Raw genomic sequence first — 19,087 nt, 5'->3', positions numbered from 1 at the left:
TCCGCCTGCGTGCATTGCGCTGCCGTCAAAAGATGACAGTGCTGTCACAAAACTGTTGGCGGTTTTGACGCGACGTACACGTCCTGTTGGTAGACCCACGCGCCGCTCCATGGCCATTTCCTTCGATACGACGCGATGCCTTCGATGACTCCTGTTCCGTGCCGAGCCGTCCGCCTTCCGCTGCGCCTGCATCCACTGGTGCTGGCCCTGGCGGCGCTGCCGCTGCCGCTGTTCGCGCAGGAGGCGGGGCCTGCGCCCAGCGTGAACATCAATGAATACATCGTGCGCGGCAACACCGTGCTCGATCCGCGCCAGATCGAGCGCGCGGTGGAGCCGTTCCTCGGCCCGGGAAAGACTCTGGCCGATGTCGAGAAGGCACGCGATGCAGTCAATGCGCTGTACCAGCAGGCGGGCTACCAGTCGGTCTACGTGGAGTTGCCCGAGCAGCAGGTCAGCGGTGGCGTGGTACTGCTGAAGGTACAGCAGACACCGATCGGCCAGCTGCGGGTCGTGGGAACGAAGCACGAATCGCCCGAGCGCATCCGCGAGCGCGTGCCGGCGCTGGCGGAAGGCAAGGTGCCGGACTTCGACCAGGCGCAGAAGGAACTGACCGCGCTGAACGAAGGTGGCCGCCGCCAGGTGATGCCGCTGGTACGGGAGGGCCAGGTGCCGGGCACGATGGATGTGGACCTGCAGGTCGAAGAGAAGTCGCCGTGGCGTGCCAGCGCGTCAATCAACAACGACCACAGCGCCGACACCGAGAAGCTGCGCCTGAGTGCGTCGCTGGCCTACGACAACCTGTGGAAGCGGGGGCACAGCGCCAACATCGGCGTGTACCTGGCGCCGGAAGATACAAAGCAGGCCAAGGTGTTCTCGGTCTCGTACACGATGCCGTTCGAAGGCACGCCGTGGAGCCTGGAAGCCTCCGGCTACAAGTCCGACAGCCGCGTGCTGAACGCGGGCGGGCAGGTCGGTACCGGCACCGGAACCAATGTGGTCGGCAACGGCCATTCGATCGGTCTCAAGCTCAACTATCGACTGGCCGGCAGCAGCCAGTGGTGGCGCCAGCTCAGCCTCGGCGTGGACTTCAAGGACACCGAGGAAGACACGCAGATGGGCAAGGAGAGCCTGAAGACGCCGCTGAAGTACGCGCCGATCACCCTGGGGTTTGTCGGTGTGCGCCAGGGCGCGCAGGATCAGTTGAGCATCAACACCCAGCTGGTGGCCGGTACCCGCCGCCTGTTCGGCTATGGCAGTGACGCCACCGCCTTCGGCCAGAAGCGCTACTGGGCCGATCCGAGTTTCGTTGCCTTCAAGGCCGACGTGGCCAACACCCACACCTTCAGCAGTGACTGGCAGTGGTATGCGCGTGGCTCGCTGCAGGTAACCGATGCGCCACTGGTGTCGGCCGAGCAGTTCGCTGCTGGCGGCATGTACACCGTGCGTGGCTACCTGTCGGCCGAGGCGATCGGCGACTACGGCGGCCTGGCCAGCCTGGAATGGCGCACCCCGGCGTGGTCGCTGTGGAGCGGCACCGACCTGCGTGTCTACAGCTTTGCCGACGCGGCCTACCTGCGCCTGCGCCAGCCGCTGCCCGAGCAGCGCGACAAGTACAACCTGGCCTCGGTCGGCCTGGGCGCGCAGCTGCGCCTGGGTGAACACCTGCAACTGCGCCTGGACTACGCCTGGCCTTATGCCGATGGCCCGGTCACGCGCAAGGACGACCCGCGCCTGCATTTCAACATCAGCACCAGCTACTGACCCTTCCCTTGAACATGCGTTCTCCGGAGACCCTTCGCATGGACCGTTTGCTTTCCCGAGTGTTGTTGCTGCTGGCCGCGCTGGTTGCGCTGCCGGCCGCTGCGGCCGATGCCAATTGGTGGCAGGCCGAATGGAAGTACCGCAAGCCGATCACTGTCGACGCCGGCCCGCAGGGCGCGGGCCTGGCCGGTGACCCGGGTCGCACGCCGCTGCTGCTGCGCCTGCATACCGGCAACTTCGGCTTCGACGGCACCCAGGATGCGGGCAACGACCTGCGCTTTGTCTCGGGCGATGGCCGCACCGTGCTGGCCCACCAGATCGAACAGTTCGATGCCAAGCTGGGCCTGGCGCTGGTCTGGGTGGACGTGCCGGCGGTCAGCGCTGCGGCACCGCAGACGATCTGGATGTACTACGGCAATGAAAAGTCCCCCGCCAGCGGCAACGGCCAGCAGGTGTTCGATCCGGACTATACGCTGGTCTACCACTTCGCCGAGGCCAATGCGCCGGCACGCGACACCACCGCTTATGGCAACAATGCCGGTGCCGTGGTGCCGCCATCGGAAGGCTCGGTGATCGGCCGCGGCGTTCAGTTGGGTGCAGCCCCGCTGCCGCTGCCGGCCAGCGCATCGCTTGCGCAGGAGGCGGGCGCGCCGCTCACTGTTTCGGCCTGGATCAAGCCAGGCAGCAACAACGCTGCACAGGCGATCTACGCCCGTCGCGACGGTGCGTCCGAACTGGTGCTGGGCATCGAAAACCGGGTGCCGTTCGTGCAGCTCAATGGCCAGCGCAGCACGCCGGCGCAGCCGATTCCGGAGGGGCAGTGGGCGCATGTGGCGCTGACTGCGGAGAAGGGCGCACTGCAGTTGTACCTCAATGGCCGCGTGGTCGCCCAGCTGAGCGGCGAGCTGCCGGCGCTGACCACCGCGCCGGTGGTGGGCGCTGATGCGCCGGGCGCGGTGCAGCCGCTTGCCAATTTCGAGGGCGCACTGGATGAGCTGCGTATCTCGCGCGTGGCACGACCGGCGGCACTGCTGCTGGCCGATGCCACCGCACAGGGCGCCGACTCGCGCCTGATCAGTTACGGTGCCGACGAGCAGTCCGCCGGGCAGAGCCACTTCGCCTTCATCCTCAAGGCGATGCCGTTCGACGCCTGGGTGGTGGTCGCTATCCTCGGCCTGATGATGCTGCTGTCGTGGGCGATCATGATTGCCAAGGGGCGGCACTTCGGCCGTACCAGCAAGGCCAATGCAGTGTTCACCGAGAGCTTCGGCAAGCTGTCCGGTGTGCCGCTGCGCACCCTGTCCGACATGGACCGCCAGGGCAAGGCACCCACCGCGATGCACGACGGTTCGCTGTGGCGCATCTACCAGGTGGCCATCGATGAAATGCAGCAGCGCCACCAGCGCGATGGCAACAGCGGTTACCTCAGTGGCGCCACCATCGCCGCGATCCGCGCCTCGATGGATGCGGTGATGGTGCGCGAGCAGGAAGCGATGGCACGGCGCATGAACTGGCTGTCGACCACCATCGAAGGCGCGCCGTACGTGGGCCTGTTCGGTACCGTGATCGGCATCATGCTGGTGTTCGTGGTGGCGGCGATGGCCGGCGCGGTGGACATCAATTCGGTGGCACCGGGCATGGCCGCGGCGCTGCTGTGTACCGCAGCCGGCCTCGGCGTCGCGATTCCGGCGCTGTTCGGCTACAACTACCTGGGAGCACGTGCCGAGGCGATCGGCGCCGACATGGCGGTGTTCATCGACGAGTTCGCCGCGCGCCTGGCCGAAGAGCAGGACGGGCGCGGCCCGGCCGCGGTCCAGGGCTGAGGGGCGCGCCATGGGCCAGAAGGCGAAGTTCGGCATCAAGAAGCGCGAGAAGGGCATCAACGTGACGCCCTTCGTCGACGTGCTGCTGGTGGTGCTGGTGATCTTCATCCTGACCAGCAACGCCTCCATTCCCGGCCTCGAGGTCAACCTGCCGAAGGCCAGCAACAGCGTCGCGCTGGAGAAGCCGAAGACCAAGGCGATCACCATCGACCCCAGTGGTCAGGTGTTCCTGGATGCCTATCCGGTGACGATGGCCGAGCTGGAAGACCGCCTGCGCACCGAGCGCGCGACCACGCCGGATTTCCCGGTGATCGTGCGCGGTGACGCGCAGGTGCAGTACGCCCGCGTGGTCGAGGTGCTGGACCTGCTGCGGCGGCTGGAGCTGGCCCAGGTCGGCCTGGTCACCGGCAAAGCGCAGGGCTGAGGCATGACGGCCCATCAACCCCCTCGGCCGGAGCCCGGCATGCGCGGTCGCCAGTTGCTGGTGACCTTCGCGTTGGTGCTGGCCGCTTTGCTGGTGCTCGGCATCGCCGTGTGGTGGATGCTGTTCAAGGACACCGCCAGCACCCGCCGGCCGGTGGTGCAGCCGCCGATGCTGGCGCTGCCACCACCCCCGCCGCCGCCGCCACCGCCGCCGGAAAAGCCACCGGAACCGGAGACGCCGCCGGAAGAAGCGATGCCAGAGCCGGAACCTCTGGATCCACCAACGCCGGCTGAAGAGCCAACGCCAACGCCGGACAACGCCGACCCGGTGACGATGAATGCTGATGCGCAGGCCGGCGGTGACAACTTCGGCATCCAGTCCGGCAGTGGCGGCGGCTCATCCGGCGTGGGCCGTGGCGGCGCCGGCAATGCCACCTATGGGCGCTATCTCGGCTACCTGATGCAGCAGGCGATCTCGCGCGACGACAAGGTCAAGCGCCTGGCGTTCCAGCTGCAGGTGAATGTGTGGCTGTCCAACGATGGCCGCCTGGAAAAGGTCGAGCTGGTGCGTGGCAGTGGCAATGAGGAGGCCGACGCGGCCGTGCTCGATGCGCTGCGACGCATCGGCAAGGTCGACCAGGCACCGCCGCCGTCGCTCGATTTCCCCGCCCGCGTGCTGATCCAGGGCCGCCGGCCCGGGGCCTGATTCCCGACTTCCGTGATTTCCCTTCTTTCGATGAGAACCGTGATGAACGACCACGTCCGCGCACGAACCGACTCCCGCCGCCCGCGGCCGGCCCGACGGGCGCTGCTGTGCTGCGCCGTGCTGCTCAGCCTGGCCGCCCCGGCCGGTGCGATGGCCGCAGAAACCACCATGGTCAAGCTGATCAAGGGCCTGATCGCCAGCGGCGCGCTGAAGCCAGAAGACGGCCAGGCATTGCTGGTGCAGGCCGAGGCTGAAGCAGCGGCCGCATCGCGCACTACGACCACCGCACCTTCGGCCGCCAGCGGTGGCGTGGCCCTGGAGGCCGGCGATGTGCGCGTGCCCTACGTGCCGCAGAGCGTGCGCGACGGCATCCGTGACGAAGTACGCCAGGACGTGATGGCGCAGGCCAGGTCCGAGGGCTGGGCGGCACCGAACGAAGTGGCTGAGTGGACCAAGCGCATCAAGGTCACCGGTGACATGCGCGTGCGCAGCGAGTCGCGCTTCTTCTCCGAACGCAACAGCGACATCGTGAGCAACTGGTCGTCGATCAATTCCGGCAACGGCTTCGACACCAACACCAACACCAACCTGCAGCTGCCGCCGCTGCTGAACACCCGCCAGGACCGCCGCAACCTCTGGCGCATCCGCGCCCGCCTGGGCATCGAGGCGACCATCGGCCAGCACACCACGGCCGGTGTGCGCCTGGCCAGCGGCAGCAGCAATGGCCCGGTGTCGACCACCGAGCAGCTGGGCGGTGGCCTGAGCAAGAAGGACGTGTGGCTGGACCAGGCCTGGCTGGCCTACAGTCCGGCCGACTGGGTGACGGTGCGCGGCGGCCGCTTCGGCAATCCGTTCTGGACCAGCGATACGCTGTTCTCCAACGACCTGAACTTCGACGGCCTGGCCGCCAACCTGCAGTATGACTTTGACGGTGGTGACCTCGGCCTGTTCGCCAACCTGGCGGTGGTACCGCTGGAGTACACCTCCGACAGCGCGCCCAGCCAGAGCCGGGTCAAGACCCCGAACGAGAACAAGTGGCTGTCCGGTGCACAGGTCGGCATGAACTGGCGCTTCAACGACGACAATGCGCTGCGCGCAGCACTGGGCTACTACGATTTCAAGAACATCAGCGGCCGCCTGTCCTCGCCGTGCGCGCTATATGCGGGCGCGGTGGGCTGCGATACCGACTGGTCGCGCCCAGCGTTCATGCAGAAGGGCAATACCCTGATGCTGATCCGCGACATCGCGCGCAATCCGCTGGACCCGGCCAACACGCCGACCCCGCAGTATGTCGGCCTGGCCTCGGCATTCCGCCTGGCCACGCTCAACCTGCGCTGGGATACGCAGTTGGCTCAGGGCATCGGCCTGCGCCTGGATGGCGACTACATCCGCAACCTGGCCTACGACAAGCAGGCCATGTTCAGCCGCGCCAACAACGGCATCGTCAACAACTACGGTGCCGGTGGCGCCGCCAGCATCGATACCTTCCGCAGTGGCGACACCGCCTGGATGGTGCAGGCCACCTTCGGTGCCACCGAGCTGAAGGAGAAGGGCCAGTGGCAGGCGCTGCTGGGCTACAAGCGCATCGAGGCCGATGCGCTGCCCGATGCCTACAACGACCCGAACTTCCACCTCGGTGGCACCAACGCCCGCGGCTACTACGTGGGCGGTGCCTACGCGCTGGACGCGCGCAGCTGGATCAGCGGCAAGTGGATGGCGGCCAAGGAAGTGTCCGGTGCTCCACTGTCGATCGATGTGTTCCAGCTGGAGTTCAATACCGGGTTCTGAGTGACGGCGTGATGTGGATCACGTAGTGCGTGGCGGGGGCGCAGAGATGCGCCCGTCTAAGGAAAGGAGACCACGCGCTGCACATAAGGAGGAGTGGATGAGCCGTCGCAAGCTGTTCGAGAGTTCCGAACCGTCCAGCCGATCGCTGGGCATCGGCCCGGCCTATGTCTCGGTGGAGGGGCTGCGCCAGCACCTGGCGGAGTTCCTGCTGTATGCAGGCCGGCCGGTGGTGATCATGCGCGGGCGCAGCGAAGTGGGTTACTTCCTGCCGGCGCGCTGCTGGCGCCAGCGTGACGACGATCCGCTGGCGGCGGCCGCCGCCGGCCAGCTGTTGGACGCGGCCGGGTTCCAGGCCGAGGATATCCAGCAGGTGGAGCAGGAATTCAACGCGATGCGCCAGCGCACCGTGCTGCATTCACGGCGCTGAGCGGCCGCCGGGCATGGCCCGGCGCTACCCGATGGCCCCGCGCCGCTCCGGTAGCGCCGGGCCATGCCCGGCGAGCGTCGTCTGTAGATCCACGCCATGCGTGGATGGGGCTACGCTGCAGCCCCACGCTCACTGGTGATGCGTGCACCTTCGCGCATCACCAGGGTCACCGGGGTCTTTTCCACCACCTCCAGCAACCGCTGCCACTGCGCATCGCTCAGCGCGGCGCTGGCATGCAGCACGCGGTGCACATGGAAGCGACCATCCGCGTCACGTTCCGAGCGCAGCTCGGCATGGAATTCGCCCAGTTCCCAGCCCTTGCGCTGCGCATACATGCGCAGGGTGATGGCGGTGCAGGCCGCCAGCGAGGCCAGGTACAGGTCGAACGGTGCGAAGCCCTTGCCCTGGCCGCCCAGCTGGGCAGGCTCGTCCGCATCCACATCGAATGTGCCGTTGCTGATGTGGTGCAGGTAGTTGTCGGCGGTCGAAACAATGCGTGCGTAGGCCATCACGTTCTCCATCTGTCTATAGCGTCGAGCCATGCTCGACCGTTCCCAAGGGCGGCGCCAGCCAGGGGCGGCGCCGCCACGCAATCACTCGGTACGATCGTACGAGAACTGGATGCCCGCCGTACCGCCGGTTTCAATGAAGAGGTTCATGAAGGCCGGCACCGTTTCCGAACGTGCCCAGTCGCGCTGCAGCTCGCAGAACAGCTGCGGCACGCTGATCAGCTGGCCACCGGCCTGTTCGATGCGGCGCAACGCGGCATCATGCGCGGCCAGCGAGGTACCGCCGACGGCATCGGCCACCACATACACCTCATAGCCCTCCTTCAACGCATCCAGAGCCGGGAAAGTCAGGCAGGCCTCGGTCCACAGCGCAGTCATGATCAGCTTGCGGCGGCCGGTGGCTTCCACCGCCTTGCGGAACTCGACGTCCTCCCAGGAATTGATGGTGGTGCGATCGTAGGTAGGGTAGTCGCCCAGCACCTTGCGCAGCTGCGGAATCGGCGGCTTGTTCAGGCCGGTCTTGACGTTGACCGTCGAATGCACGATCGGCAGGCCGTAGGCCACTGCGGCCTTGGCGGTGCCGACGATGTTGTTGACCAGCAGCTGGCGGTCCATCGAGGCGATGGAGTTCACCTGCACCGGCTGGTAGTCGATGATGATGAAGGCGGAATTCTGCGGGGTCAGCAGGTGGTCGCTGACCGGGTCGCGGATCGGTTCACTGGACATGATGGGTCTCCTGGTTCGGGGAAGTGCCGGCGGTCGGCCGGCACCGGGACAGCTCAGCTGCGTTGAGAATCCAACGGTTCGTGGCTCTTCTGCACCTCCTGCGCCTTCAGGTAGCTTTCGATCAGCAACTGGTAGTTCGGGAAGATCTTCGTGTAGACCTCGGCCCACTGCTGGGCATCGTCGCGGTTCCAGGTGCGCTGGATCTCCGAGGCTACCGCGGCGGTGTCCATCGGTACCACGCCGGCCTGCAGCACACGGGCCAGGGTGATCTCCTCGGCCATCTTCGAATAGGTGCCGGACGCGTCGATGACTGCGAACACCTGGTAGCCATCGGCAACGGCGGCGATTGACGGGAAGGCCATGCACACGCTGGTGATGGTGCCGGCAATGATCAGCTGCTTGCGGCCGGTGGCCTTCACTGCGGCAACGAATTCCGGGTTGTCCCAAGCGTTGATCTCACCCTTGCGTGCCACGTACTGGGCATGCGGGGCTGCGTCGTGGATCTCCGGGATCAGCGGGCCGTTCGGGCCCTGCGGAACAGAGGCGGTGGTGATCACCGGCATCTTTGCCAGCGTGGCCATCCTGGCCAGTGCGGTGGCGTGGGCGCGCACGCTGGTGAACGGCATGTCACCGATGGTCTGGAACAGGCCGCTCTGATGGTCGATCAGCAGCATCGCGGCGTTGTCCGGATCGATCACCGGGCGGGCACCGTTGAAGTTGGCGGGGGTACTCATGGTCAGTCTCCTGGAGAAGGTGGGCGATAGCCCGGAAGGTGCGGCGGGCCAATACCGCAGCATTAAAACGATCAGTGCGCGATCTGGCCGAAGCGGCCGCTGTTGAAGTCGTTGACCGCCTGCGCGATCTCGGCCTGGCTGTTCATCACGAACGGGCCATAGCCCACCACCGGCTCGTCGATCGGTTCACCGCTGAGCAGCAGCACGGTGGCGTCGCTGTCGGCGTCGACGAACACGTCCTCGCCGCTGCGGTCGAAGGTGACCAGCTGTGCCTCGCCGACCGGCTGGCCGCCGTTGATCCGCACCGAGCCCTTCAGCACCACCAGCGCCAGCGTGCAGCCATCGGCCACCGGCAGTTCGGCGTGGTGGCCCTGCCGCAGGCGGATGTCCCAGACATCCATCGGCGTGTGGGTACGCGCCGGGCCGGCATGACCGTCGAAGCGGCCGGCGATGACACGCACGCGGCCGGCGCCATCGGGCAGATCCACCGAGGGAATCTGTGCGTCGAGCAGGGTCTGGTAGCCCGGTAACCCCATCTTGTCGCGTGCCGGCAGGTTCACCCACAGCTGGACCATGTCCAGCGTGCCGCCGCGTTTGCTGAATTCCGGCGTGTGGAATTCCTCGTGGAGGATGCCGGAGGCAGCGGTCATCCACTGCACGTCACCCGGGCCGATGGTGCCGCCGGCCCCGGTTGAATCGCGGTGGGCGACCTCACCTTCATAGACGATGGTGACGGTCTCGAAACCGCGATGCGGATGCTGGCCAACGCCACGCGGGGTATCGCTGGGAGCGAAGGTGTAGGGGCCGGCATAGTCCAGCAGCAGGAACGGGCTCAGGTGCTGGCCGTGGGTGTTGTAGGAAAACATCGAACGGGCGGGGAATCCGTCGCCCACCCAGTGCGGGCGGGGGGCGCTGTAGGTACCGGTGACACGCTTCATGGCGATCTCCTGGCCGGGGCTGCCGGCCGCTGTTGTTCGTTGCGAAGACGATATCGCCGCGACAATGGGGCCAGTAGACGCCAATATTTGCCGTCATAGTCCTATCTGGGGAACAATGGTCGCAGGCCATGAGCCGCAGGAGATCGTCCCGTGTTCATCGCAGATATCCGCCGTTGTGACCTCAACGATCTGTTCTACTTCGCCAGGGTGGTCGAGCACGGCGGCTTCTCGCAGGCCGGCCGGGCGCTGGCCATGCCGAAGTCGAAACTGAGCCGGCGCATCGCGCTGCTGGAAGAACGGTTGGGCGTGCGCCTGATCCAGCGTTCGACGCGACGCTTCTCGGTCACTGACGTCGGCCAGGACTATTACCGCCATTGCAAGGCCATGCTGGTCGAGGCCGAAGCGGCCGAAGAAGCCATTGCGATGTCACGCGCCGAGCCGCGCGGCACGATCCGCCTGGCGTGCCCGATCGCGATCCTGCATGCACGCATCGGCACGATGTTGGCCGATTTCCTCGCCCTGCACCCGCAGGTCACGGTGCAGCTGGAGGCCACCAACCGGCGCGTCGACGTGGTGGGCGAGGGTGTGGACGTGGCGATCCGCGTGCGACCGCCGCCGCTGGAGGACAGTGACCTGGTGGTACGCGTGCTGGCGCGCCGGGTCTGGTGCACCAGTGCCAGCCCGGCGCTGTTGCAGCGTCTGGGCGCGCCGCAGGTGCCGGCCGATCTGGCGATGATGCCGACCGTCGATCTGGCATCGCCCAGCCAGCAGCATGTCTGGGAATACACCGGGCCGGACGATGTGCTGGCCAGCGTGCACCATCGCCCGCGGCTGGTCAGCGATGACATGATCGCGCTGCGCACCGCCGCGGTGGCCGGGGTGGGCCTGCTGATGCTGCCGCGGATGATGATCACCGATGAGTTGGCCAGTGGCGCGCTGGTGCCGGTGCTGCAGGAGTGGGTGCCGAGGCACGGCATCGTGCATGCGGTGTTCCCGTCGCGGCGGGGGCTGCTGCCAGCGGTGCGTGCGTTGATCGACTACCTCGCCGAGCGTTTCGATGCGTTGGACGAGCCCTAGGTCTTCCATCCACGCATGGCGTGGATCTACTGAACCTGCCATGCGTGGATGATGGTTTGGGGTGCGGCTTGCCGCCTGCGGCTGCGCAGCCCACAATCCACGTCCGGACCGTCGCCATCACGCCCATCATTCCCCGGTCCGGCCTTGGCACCTATGTCTCCCAATGCCCTGGCGCTGGTCGAGCTGCTGATCCGCGAGCGCCGTGCGTTGTCTCGCTTCATCGCGCGCTATCTCGACCCGGCCAGTACCGAGGACACCCTGCAGAACCTGTACCTGAAGGCCAGCAGCGTGCCCGGCGATCCGCCCATCCTCGAGCCGCGCGGCTATCTGTACCGGATGGCCTACCACCACGCGCTCAACCGCAGCCAGTCCGACGCCCGCGAGCGGCGTGCGATGGCCGAGTACGCCCTCGACATGGCCGAGGCCAGCCGCGATGGCGAGGCGCAGGCGCTGGACCAGGCGCAGCTGCGCGAGATCACCCAGACCATCCTCGCGCTGCCGGCCCAGGTGCGTGAGTGCTTCGTGCTCAACCGCTACCTGGGCCTGAGCGAGCGCGAGATCGCCGCCAGGCTGGGTATTTCCAAGAGCCTGGTCGGCAAGAATGTGCTGCGCGCGGCGCTGTTGATCCAGCAGCATCAGCAGGGAGTGCATTGATGAGCTGCGATTGCCGTGGGCAGATCGCGCCCGCCGTTGTCACAACAGGAAGGCGCACCCGTTCGTGGTGCGGCAGGCCACAACCATGACCACGTCCGAACCCTCGCCGCGTCAGGCCAGACAGGCGTTGCGCTGGGTGATCCGGTGCAGTGCAGGCCCGCTGCCGGAACGTCAGCAACGAACCCTGCAGCGCTGGCTGCAGGCCGACCCTTGCCATGCGCTGGCCTGGCGCCAGCAGCAGGCCTTCTGGCAAGGCTTGGATGCCGCCGGGCCGGAGGTGCTGGCCGCGCTGCCTGGGCTGACGGCTGATCGCGAAGGGTTGCGCCCGATCGCACCGCGCCGCCGCCTGCCGTGGCTGTTGGCCAGTGCCGCCGCCGTGGTACTGGTGGTCGCGGCCGCACCGCAGGCGTTGCTGCTGGCACGCAGTGACCTGCGCAGCAGCGATGCACCGCGCGTGGTGCACCTGGAGGACGGCAGCACCGCCGTACTCGATGCGGGCACCGCATTGGCGGTTGAGTTCGATGGTCAGCGGCGGCACCTGCGCCTGCTGCGCGGCCAGGCCTGGTTCCAGGTGGTGCATGAACAGCGACCGTTCCAGGTCGAGGCCGGCGGTGGCCAGATCCGTGACATCGGCACCGCCTTCAGCGTGTCGATGCGGGACACCACGGTCGTGACTCAGGTCAGCGAGGGCGTGGTCGATGTGCGCCCGGGCGATGGCAGCGTGCAGCGCCTTCATGCCGGGCAGGCACGGGTGTTCCGTGACGGTCGCTGGCTGCGGCCGGTGCAGCTGGAAGATCTCGAGACGATGGCGCCGTGGCGGCGTGGCGAGGTAGTGATCGACGATCAGCCGGCCGCGCAGGCCATCGCTGATCTCGCGCGCTACCGTCGTGCACCGGTCTGGGTACTGGGCGGGCAGGGCGCGGACTTACGGGTCAGTGGTCTGTTCCATCTGCAGCAACCGGAGGCCGCCATCGATGCGGTGGCCGCGCAGGCAGGGCTGCGTGTGCAGCGCTTGCCCGGCGGCGCGCTGGTGGTGTGGTGAGGCTCGCGCAATGCCCGGATGAACCGGTCGCATAAAAAAAAACATGAAAAAAACGTGGGCAATCGCCACATCGCCCTGTCTATAGAGGTATAGCCAGAGCGAAACACCGTTTCTCCTCAAGCCAGACATGCCACCGGCACCGGATGTGCCCGTGGTTCCGCCACGCTTGAGGAGTTCCTGTCCATGCCGTCCACGGCATCCGCCTGTCATCGTCGCGCCACCGTCCTGGCTCTTGCCATCTCCACCGCATTGCTGCCGCTGGCCTGGGTGCCGGCCGTGCAGGCGCAACCGGCGGTCGTCGCGCCGTTGCGCCAGTACACGATTCCGGAACAGCCCCTGGCCGACGCTGTGCGTGCCTTTGGCCGCCAGGCCGATGTGCAGGTGGTGTTCCGCAGTGACCTGGTGGAGGGCCGCCGCTCCAGTGCGGTGAAAGGCGAGTACAGCCAGATGCAGGCGCTGCAGCAGCTGTTGCGCGGGAGTGGCGTGCGCGCACAGCGCGGCATGGACGGCACCTGGAGCCTGCGGGCCGCAGTGGAGGCGGGTGAAGGGGAAGGGGTGCGGGTAACCGAGACTCTGGACGTGGCCGGTCGCCTGCAGTCGGAAGGGGGCGAGGCGCGTGATCGGCGCGGCTACGATGATGTGTTCGCGCTGGACCTGACCACGGCGTATTCGGGGCGCGACCGGGTGGAGCGCTACCGCGGCTCCAACCCGGCCGACGTGGTCAAGGATCTGGTCGGTGTGTTCAGTGGCGATGCGCGCAACAGCGGCGCACTGGACATCAACATCCGCGGCATCCAGGGCCCGGGGCGGGTGCCGGTCAGCATCGACGGTGGCGAACAGGCGCTCACGGTCTGGCGCGGCTACAACGGCGTCAGCAACCGCAATTACATTGATCCCAACCTGATGGGTGGCATCCAGGTCATCAAGGGGCCAGGGCTGGTGCGCGATGTGCACAGCGGGATCGGTGGCGCGCTGGTGATCAAGACCATCGACGTCGATGACATCGTGGAAACGGGTGAGCGCTTCGGCGGGGAGCTGAAGATCGAAGGCAGCAGCAATGCGGTGGCGCCACGCCTGCCGCGGCTGCACACCGGCGAGGATTACCGCACCGTGCCGGGGTTCCCGCAGGGCTCGCCGAACTCGCCCTACGACGACCGCACCCTGGTGGTGCCGGTGAAGTCGCGCAGTGGCAACAACCCCTTCGATGGCGAGGACCAGGCCTGGCGCCTGGCGCTGGGCGTGCGTGGCGACAACGTCGACCTGATGGCCGCCTATGCCTGGCGCAAGCGCGGCAACTACTTCTCCGGGTCCAACGGTAGCGCCTACTACGACCAGGACCGGCGCGAGCAGTTCGAGTACCAGGGCATCGACTACATCACCACGCTGGCGCGCTACTTCAAGCCCGGCGATGAAGTGCCCAATACTTCCAGCGAACAGGAGTCCTGGCTGGTCAAGGGCAGCTGGCAGATCAACGATGACCAGCGGTTGAAGGCGACCTGGCGGCGAACGCTGTCGCACTATGGCGAGATCATGCCGTCGCGCATCCTGTCGGCACCGGACTATGGGCGCATCCAGTGGCCGCTCAGCCGGGTTGCGTCCGATGCCTGGAACCTGGAGTACCGCTTCCAGCCGGCCGGCAGCCGCTGGCTGGACCTCTACGTCAACCTGTGGCGCACGGAGACAGACAGCGATACCTACACTGCAGGCGGCTTCCCGAACTTCGCGCCAGGCAACCCGGCATGGAACCCGGACGCCAGCCCGATCCTGCGCAACACCGCGTTGGCCAATGCGCGCAACGACCGCACCGGTCTGACCCTGAGCAACCGCTTCGCGCTGCATTCCACCCTCGACCTGACCGTGGGTGGCAACTGGCAATACGAAAAGCTCGGCTCGCGCGACCCGTATTTCGGCCCGTCCGACGGCTGGCGCATGTACCCGCGTGCCGGCCGTCGCCAGGAGGGCGAGGGCTACCTCACTCTGGAATGGCGTCCGGTCGACTTTCTGACCCTCAATGCCGGCGTGCGTTACAGCCGTTACTGGGCGTTCGACGACTTCCTGCAGGCCCACCCGGAACTGCAGACGACCTCGATCGTGCCGCGCGAAGCGCAGTACCGGGTGAATGAACTGCCGCCGCGGCCGGACAGCCTGCAGGGCGAGATCGACGCACTCGAGAGTGAGCGGGAATTCTGGGACAGCATCGGCATGGGCTGGATCGTCGATCAGTCGCTGGCCGACCTGCTGCGCAAGTACGAGACACCCAGGGAGGTCCAGCACGGCATTCCCTGGTTGCCCGATGCAAACGGTAACTACAGCCGAGCCACCAATCCCTGCCTCAACGGCCAGGTCGCCGCCATCCCCGGGCTGCTGCCGATGGTCCTCGGCACCGACATCCGCTGCAGGATCGGGGGCGGGGCGATGCAGTCGGTGGCCGGGCGCAACGAACGGCACCGCGATCACGCCTGGTTGCCGACGTTCTCGGCGACGGTGCGTTTCTCGCCGGCCGCTCGTGCCTATCTGCGCTACAGCGAGGCGGTGCGCTTCCCCAGCATGTTCGAAAGCACCATTGCGTTCTCCAGCAGCCTCAATCCGCTGTATCCACTCAAGCCGGAGCATGCCTACAACTACGAGCTGGGGTACGTGCACAACCTTTCCGGGCTGTTCGGCAACACCGCCGATGCCGACGTCAAGCTGGCCTACTACGTGCACAAGACCCGCAATGTCATCGAGCGTGATGCGTACTTCATGTTCGACAACATCGACAAGCAGACCATCCGCGGCATCGAGCTGCAGGCGCGCTTCGACAACCGGCGCTTCTTCACCGATCTGGGCATCAGCCGCATCCTTGAAAACGAAGTCTGCGATGAAAGCTCGGCGGTACGGCTGGATGCGGACCAGGGGCGGGTGCCCAACTGCGTCCAGGATGGCTTCGTCAGCGGCTATCTGCTGACCCAGGCCACGCCGAAGCTGTCGGTGAACTGGTCACTCGGCACCCGCCTGTTCGATGAGCGCCTGGAGCTGGGCAGCCGCATCGTGCACTACCAGCGGCACGACAATCCGGACCTGCAGGCCTACCGCGACCGCCTGATCGCCGGGGGCAGCAGCCTGCTCTGGCAGAACGTGCCCTTCACCTGGGGAAACATCACCACGGTGGATGCCTACGCCCGCTGGCGTTTCAACCAGCACGCCAGCGTCGAGCTGGTCGGCAGCAATCTCGGCAACCGCTATTACGTCGACCCGGCAACACGCTCAACGCTTCCAGCACCGGGCCGCACGATCAAGCTTGGCATCACCGCACGCTTCTGAGTCCGTATTCGACAGGGAGAATCAACCGTGAAACAGCCCCGCACCCTTGTACTTTCGATCGGCCTGCTGGCTTCCATGCCGGTCATGGCTGCCGACATCGCTGGCGGGCAGAGCCCGGCCCAGGACGGCGTCCATTACATCAACGCAGGCGAATCGACACTCAATGCCGGTCCGCACCGTTCCGGTCGCGCAGGCATTTCGTTGGGGCCGTATGCCAACGCGGCGCGAGTGGACGTGGCCAGCCTGGCGCCCTACGCCACCACGGTGGTGCGTGGCGCAACCACGGTCCGCACGCTGGGCCCGGACGCAGGCCTGCCGTTCGCCACCGCTGGCGTGGGCCACTTCAGCTTCGTGCAGGTGGGCAATGCAGATGTCTGGTTCGGTGAATGGTCATCCAGCGGCGCGCAGGCGGGCTTCAATCACCGCCAGGTGTTCTTCGTCGGTGACCGTGCCGGTACTTCGCTGCCAGCAGGCATCGTGACCTACACCTTGGCTGGCATCAACCGCTTTGATGGCAGCGGCGTGCTGGAAGGCGCACTGCGGGCGAATTTCGATACCGGCACCGTCACCGCCGGCCTGGTCGGGACCGGATACAGGCTCGCCGCGAGCGGCACGCTGGATCGCGCCACCGGTGCGTTCAGCGGTTCGGCCATCGCCAATGGTTCGATCATCGGTACCAGCAGCGGCCAGTTCTTCGGCGCCGGTGCCAGTGCGGTGACCGGCATCGCAACCTTTGCCGGCAACAGCCAGTTCGATACGTCCTTCGGCGGTCAGCGCAACTGATCCGCCGCCGTTCCTTTTTGTGTTGTACCCGTAGTTCCCTCAACCCAAGGAGCAATACCATGAAAATGATCAACCGTTCCCTGTTGGCCGTCGCCGCTGCACTGGCCCTGGCCGGCACTGCGCAGGCGGCCGACATCGTCGGCGCTGCCAGCCCGGCGACCGATGCGCAGTTGTACGTCAAGGTGGGTGCGTCGGAAGTCAACGGCGGCCCGCACTCGGCCGGCAAGGCCGGTATCGGCGTTGGCACCGTGTCCAATGCCAAGCCGGTCGATTTCCAGGGCCTGGCGGCCTACTCGGCCCCGACCACCGTCAATGGTGTCACCGTACGCACACTGGCCATGCCGATCACCGGTACCCCGGGCAGCCATTCCGGCATGGGCCACTTCAACTTCGTCAAGGTCGGCAGCGGCGATGTGTGGTTCGGCGAGTGGTCCAAGGATGGCGCCGCTGGTGGCTTCAACAACCGCCAGGTCTATTTCGTCGGTGACCGTGCCGGCACCACGCTGCCGGCCGGCGTGGCCACCTACAGCGTGGCAGGCCTGAACAAGTTCAATGGCAGCAACCTGCTGTCGGGTACGTTCCGCGCCAACTTCGGCAATGGCACCCTGCTCGGTGGCCTGAGCGGTGGCGGCCTGTCGATCAACGTCAACGCCAACATCAACAGCGCCAACGCCTCGTTCGCCGGCACCGCCACCGCCAACGGCAGCGTTGCCGGCAGCACCCAGGGCCAGTTCTTCGGCGCCAACGCGGCCACCCTGGCCGGTATCGCCACCTTCAGCGGCAACAGCCAGTACGACACCGCCTTCGGCGGCAGCAAGAACTGATCGCCACGCCCCTGATGGGGCAGGGCAGGGACAAGCCGCGATCCGCCAGTCCCTGCTTCGGCCCGCTGCATGCACCACCACGGATCGACCATGCGCCATTCCATCTTCCTTGTCGTACTGCTGTTGGCTGCCACCGAGGTGCGCGCCCAGCAGGACGATCTTCGTCGTGTGCTTGAACAGGGCACTGAGCTGCGCCACCAGCAGCAGGACCAGCAGCGCCTGCAGCAGGCCGAGTCGGAGCGGCCAACCATCACCATCGACGGCCAGACGCTGCGCGTGGAGCGCACCGTCGATGATCTGGGCCAGGCTCTCTACCTGTCTCTGCAGCATCAGCAATGGCAGGCCGCCGCTGCGTTTCTCGACGAGTACATCGAACTGCCTGGGCATGACCCCCTGCTGCGCCACCATGCGCAGGGAGCGCTGGCACGGGTGGCCGGCAACCATCGTCGCGCGGCGATGGAGTACGAAGCGCTGCTGGCGGCGCAGCCGGATTTCCTGCCGGCCCGCCTCGAGCTGGCACGTGTCTATGCGGAAGACCAGCGCGATCGCGATGCGGCCGCGCTGTTCACAGCCATCGCTGCAGGCATCAATGCCGATGATCCGGCCACGGCCGGCGTCCGCGCGCGCGTGGACGGTTACCTGAGTGCCCTGCAGGCGCGCCAGCGTTGGAAAGGCGCGTTGTCCGCCGGCCCGGCATGGAGTGACAACATCAACCGCAGTTCGGCCAGTCGCACCTGCCTGTTCGGCGTGGGCGACGCCTGCATCATCGAACGGAAACTGCCGGACGCCCAGCGCGCGGCGGGCCTCGACTACGACGCCAGCCTGGAACGGCGCTGGGTGCTCGGCGGGCATCATGGGCTGTACGTGCGCGGTCTCGCCTTCGGCCAGGCATGGCGCGGGCACAGTGCGTACAACGAGCTCAATGCCAACGTGCAGGCGGGTTACAGCTGGCGTAGTGCACGGCAGACCGTGATGCTCGCCCCCAGCCATGACTACCAGGCCCTGGGCAACCATGCGCTGCAGGGCGGCAGCGGCGTGCACGCGGAATGGCAGTACGCCCTGGATGCACGCAGCCTGCTCAAGCTGGAGGCTGACTGGAAGCGCCAGCGCTATCGCCAGCAGGGCCTTGCCAGCAACTACGACGGCGAGCTGGCATCGCTGTACGCCACCTGGTTCCGCGCGCTCAATCCACGCTGGACGGTCTTCGCGGGGCTGGATGTCACCGACAGCAGCGCAGCCGACCCGGCCAACGGCTACCGCCAGCGCGGCCTGCGGCTGGGCGCGGCGCGGCAGTGGAGTGGCACCACGGCCACCGTATTCGTGTCGCTGCGCCAGCGCGACTACGACACCTGGAGTCCGTTGCTGGAGGCGCGCAGGCAGGACGACGAACAGAACCTGATCGCCATCGTGCGCAGCGAGCGCTTGGCCGTGGCCGGGCTGGTACCCAGCCTGAGCCTGCGCTACGCGCGCATCGACAGCAACGTCGGCTGGCTGTACAGCCACGACCGCAGCCTGCTCAGCCTGAAGTGGGAACGGGCCTTCTGAACGCGGCGTTGCAATGCCGCGGTG

General features: G+C 66.8%; 17 protein-coding genes. 13 read left to right on the top strand and 4 right to left on the bottom strand.

Annotated features, from left to right (window positions below):
- The first annotated feature begins 144 nt into the window (after positions 1 to 144).
- From AC5P9W_RS09725 to AC5P9W_RS09700, 6 genes are all read left to right on the top strand, one after another.
- Positions 145 to 1,761 (top strand): ShlB/FhaC/HecB family hemolysin secretion/activation protein, encoded by a 1,617-nt coding sequence (locus AC5P9W_RS09725; RefSeq protein WP_329841940.1) that lies wholly within the window; start codon positions 145 to 147, stop codon positions 1,759 to 1,761.
- 38 nt (positions 1,762 to 1,799) lie between these two features.
- On the top strand, positions 1,800 to 3,584 hold the full coding sequence (locus AC5P9W_RS09720; RefSeq protein ID WP_164143841.1) for a DUF2341 domain-containing protein: 1,785 nt from the start codon (positions 1,800 to 1,802) through the stop codon (positions 3,582 to 3,584).
- 10 nt (positions 3,585 to 3,594) lie between these two features.
- Entirely contained in the window at positions 3,595 to 4,008 is a 414-nt protein-coding gene (locus AC5P9W_RS09715) for an ExbD/TolR family protein (RefSeq protein WP_329841939.1), read from the top strand.
- A 39-nt stretch (positions 4,009 to 4,047) separates the two neighbouring features.
- Complete coding sequence (gene tolA, locus AC5P9W_RS09710) at positions 4,048 to 4,713, top strand: cell envelope integrity protein TolA (protein ID WP_134735433.1); 666 nt, start codon at positions 4,048 to 4,050, stop codon at positions 4,711 to 4,713.
- 42 nt (positions 4,714 to 4,755) lie between these two features.
- Positions 4,756 to 6,501 carry a putative porin gene (locus AC5P9W_RS09705; protein WP_495219130.1) on the top strand — a complete coding sequence of 582 codons (1,746 nt, stop codon included), beginning with the start codon at positions 4,756 to 4,758 and terminating at the stop codon, positions 6,499 to 6,501.
- 97 nt (positions 6,502 to 6,598) lie between these two features.
- Entirely contained in the window at positions 6,599 to 6,928 is a 330-nt protein-coding gene (locus tag AC5P9W_RS09700; protein ID WP_134735435.1) for a hypothetical protein, read from the top strand.
- A 110-nt stretch (positions 6,929 to 7,038) separates the two neighbouring features.
- Here the strand turns inward: AC5P9W_RS09700 and AC5P9W_RS09695 are convergent, their stop codons facing one another.
- The 4 genes from AC5P9W_RS09695 to AC5P9W_RS09680 form a co-directional block, all read right to left on the bottom strand.
- Entirely contained in the window at positions 7,039 to 7,437 is a 399-nt protein-coding gene (locus AC5P9W_RS09695; protein ID WP_171953008.1) for an OsmC family protein, read from the bottom strand.
- Between the two features lie 84 nt (positions 7,438 to 7,521).
- Positions 7,522 to 8,163, bottom strand: coding sequence for a hydrolase (locus tag AC5P9W_RS09690; protein ID WP_164143839.1), 642 nt, complete (start codon positions 8,161 to 8,163; stop codon positions 7,522 to 7,524).
- Between the two features lie 53 nt (positions 8,164 to 8,216).
- Complete coding sequence (locus AC5P9W_RS09685) at positions 8,217 to 8,897, bottom strand: hydrolase (RefSeq protein WP_329841935.1); 681 nt, start codon at positions 8,895 to 8,897, stop codon at positions 8,217 to 8,219.
- A gap of 71 nt (positions 8,898 to 8,968) precedes the next feature.
- Positions 8,969 to 9,835 carry a pirin family protein gene (locus AC5P9W_RS09680; RefSeq protein ID WP_329841934.1) on the bottom strand — a complete coding sequence of 289 codons (867 nt, stop codon included), beginning with the start codon at positions 9,833 to 9,835 and terminating at the stop codon, positions 8,969 to 8,971.
- 150 nt (positions 9,836 to 9,985) lie between these two features.
- Here AC5P9W_RS09680 and AC5P9W_RS09675 point away from each other — a divergent pair, with 150 nt between their 5' ends.
- The 7 genes from AC5P9W_RS09675 (at position 9,986) to AC5P9W_RS09645 (ending at position 19,063) form a co-directional block, all read left to right on the top strand.
- Positions 9,986 to 10,912 carry a LysR family transcriptional regulator gene (locus AC5P9W_RS09675; RefSeq protein WP_329841932.1) on the top strand — a complete coding sequence of 309 codons (927 nt, stop codon included), beginning with the start codon at positions 9,986 to 9,988 and terminating at the stop codon, positions 10,910 to 10,912.
- A 153-nt stretch (positions 10,913 to 11,065) separates the two neighbouring features.
- Complete coding sequence (locus tag AC5P9W_RS09670; RefSeq protein ID WP_134735440.1) at positions 11,066 to 11,566, top strand: RNA polymerase sigma factor; 501 nt, start codon at positions 11,066 to 11,068, stop codon at positions 11,564 to 11,566.
- A gap of 85 nt (positions 11,567 to 11,651) precedes the next feature.
- A complete protein-coding gene (locus tag AC5P9W_RS09665) occupies positions 11,652 to 12,608 on the top strand; it encodes a FecR family protein (protein ID WP_329841930.1) in 957 nt (318 codons plus the stop codon).
- 183 nt (positions 12,609 to 12,791) lie between these two features.
- Complete coding sequence (locus AC5P9W_RS09660; protein ID WP_329841929.1) at positions 12,792 to 15,911, top strand: TonB-dependent receptor; 3,120 nt, start codon at positions 12,792 to 12,794, stop codon at positions 15,909 to 15,911.
- Positions 15,912 to 15,938: 27 nt separating this feature from the next.
- Positions 15,939 to 16,694, top strand: coding sequence for a Slam-dependent surface lipoprotein (locus AC5P9W_RS09655; RefSeq protein WP_134958196.1), 756 nt, complete (start codon positions 15,939 to 15,941; stop codon positions 16,692 to 16,694).
- Positions 16,695 to 16,753: 59 nt separating this feature from the next.
- A complete protein-coding gene (locus AC5P9W_RS09650; RefSeq protein ID WP_164143834.1) occupies positions 16,754 to 17,518 on the top strand; it encodes a Slam-dependent surface lipoprotein in 765 nt (254 codons plus the stop codon).
- A 90-nt stretch (positions 17,519 to 17,608) separates the two neighbouring features.
- Positions 17,609 to 19,063 carry a surface lipoprotein assembly modifier gene (locus tag AC5P9W_RS09645; RefSeq protein WP_329841928.1) on the top strand — a complete coding sequence of 485 codons (1,455 nt, stop codon included), beginning with the start codon at positions 17,609 to 17,611 and terminating at the stop codon, positions 19,061 to 19,063.
- Positions 19,064 to 19,087 lie beyond the last annotated feature (24 nt).

It is taken from the genome of Stenotrophomonas sp. YJH_SMC_33 (genome assembly GCF_059372295.1).
The sequence above is the reverse complement of the archived record's forward strand: the minus strand, read 5'-3'. Positions and strand labels throughout refer to the sequence as shown.

Bases quoted from the DNA above. Each gene is read 5' to 3' on its own strand.
- AC5P9W_RS09725 (WP_329841940.1), top strand. From the start codon at position 145: ATGACTCCTGTTCCGTGCCGAGCCGTCCGCCTTCCGCTGCGCCTGCAT.
- AC5P9W_RS09720 (WP_164143841.1), top strand. From the start codon at position 1,800: ATGGACCGTTTGCTTTCCCGAGTGTTGTTGCTGCTGGCCGCGCTGGTT.
- AC5P9W_RS09715 (WP_329841939.1), top strand. From the start codon at position 3,595: ATGGGCCAGAAGGCGAAGTTCGGCATCAAGAAGCGCGAGAAGGGCATC.
- tolA (WP_134735433.1), top strand. From the start codon at position 4,048: ATGCGCGGTCGCCAGTTGCTGGTGACCTTCGCGTTGGTGCTGGCCGCT.
- AC5P9W_RS09705 (WP_495219130.1), top strand. From the start codon at position 4,756: ATGAACGACCACGTCCGCGCACGAACCGACTCCCGCCGCCCGCGGCCG.
- AC5P9W_RS09700 (WP_134735435.1), top strand. From the start codon at position 6,599: ATGAGCCGTCGCAAGCTGTTCGAGAGTTCCGAACCGTCCAGCCGATCG.
- AC5P9W_RS09695 (WP_171953008.1), bottom strand. From the start codon at position 7,437: ATGGCCTACGCACGCATTGTTTCGACCGCCGACAACTACCTGCACCAC.
- AC5P9W_RS09690 (WP_164143839.1), bottom strand. From the start codon at position 8,163: ATGTCCAGTGAACCGATCCGCGACCCGGTCAGCGACCACCTGCTGACC.
- AC5P9W_RS09685 (WP_329841935.1), bottom strand. From the start codon at position 8,897: ATGAGTACCCCCGCCAACTTCAACGGTGCCCGCCCGGTGATCGATCCG.
- AC5P9W_RS09680 (WP_329841934.1), bottom strand. From the start codon at position 9,835: ATGAAGCGTGTCACCGGTACCTACAGCGCCCCCCGCCCGCACTGGGTG.
- AC5P9W_RS09670 (WP_134735440.1), top strand. From the start codon at position 11,066: ATGTCTCCCAATGCCCTGGCGCTGGTCGAGCTGCTGATCCGCGAGCGC.
- AC5P9W_RS09665 (WP_329841930.1), top strand. From the start codon at position 11,652: ATGACCACGTCCGAACCCTCGCCGCGTCAGGCCAGACAGGCGTTGCGC.
- AC5P9W_RS09660 (WP_329841929.1), top strand. From the start codon at position 12,792: ATGCCGTCCACGGCATCCGCCTGTCATCGTCGCGCCACCGTCCTGGCT.
- AC5P9W_RS09650 (WP_164143834.1), top strand. From the start codon at position 16,754: ATGAAAATGATCAACCGTTCCCTGTTGGCCGTCGCCGCTGCACTGGCC.
- AC5P9W_RS09645 (WP_329841928.1), top strand. From the start codon at position 17,609: ATGCGCCATTCCATCTTCCTTGTCGTACTGCTGTTGGCTGCCACCGAG.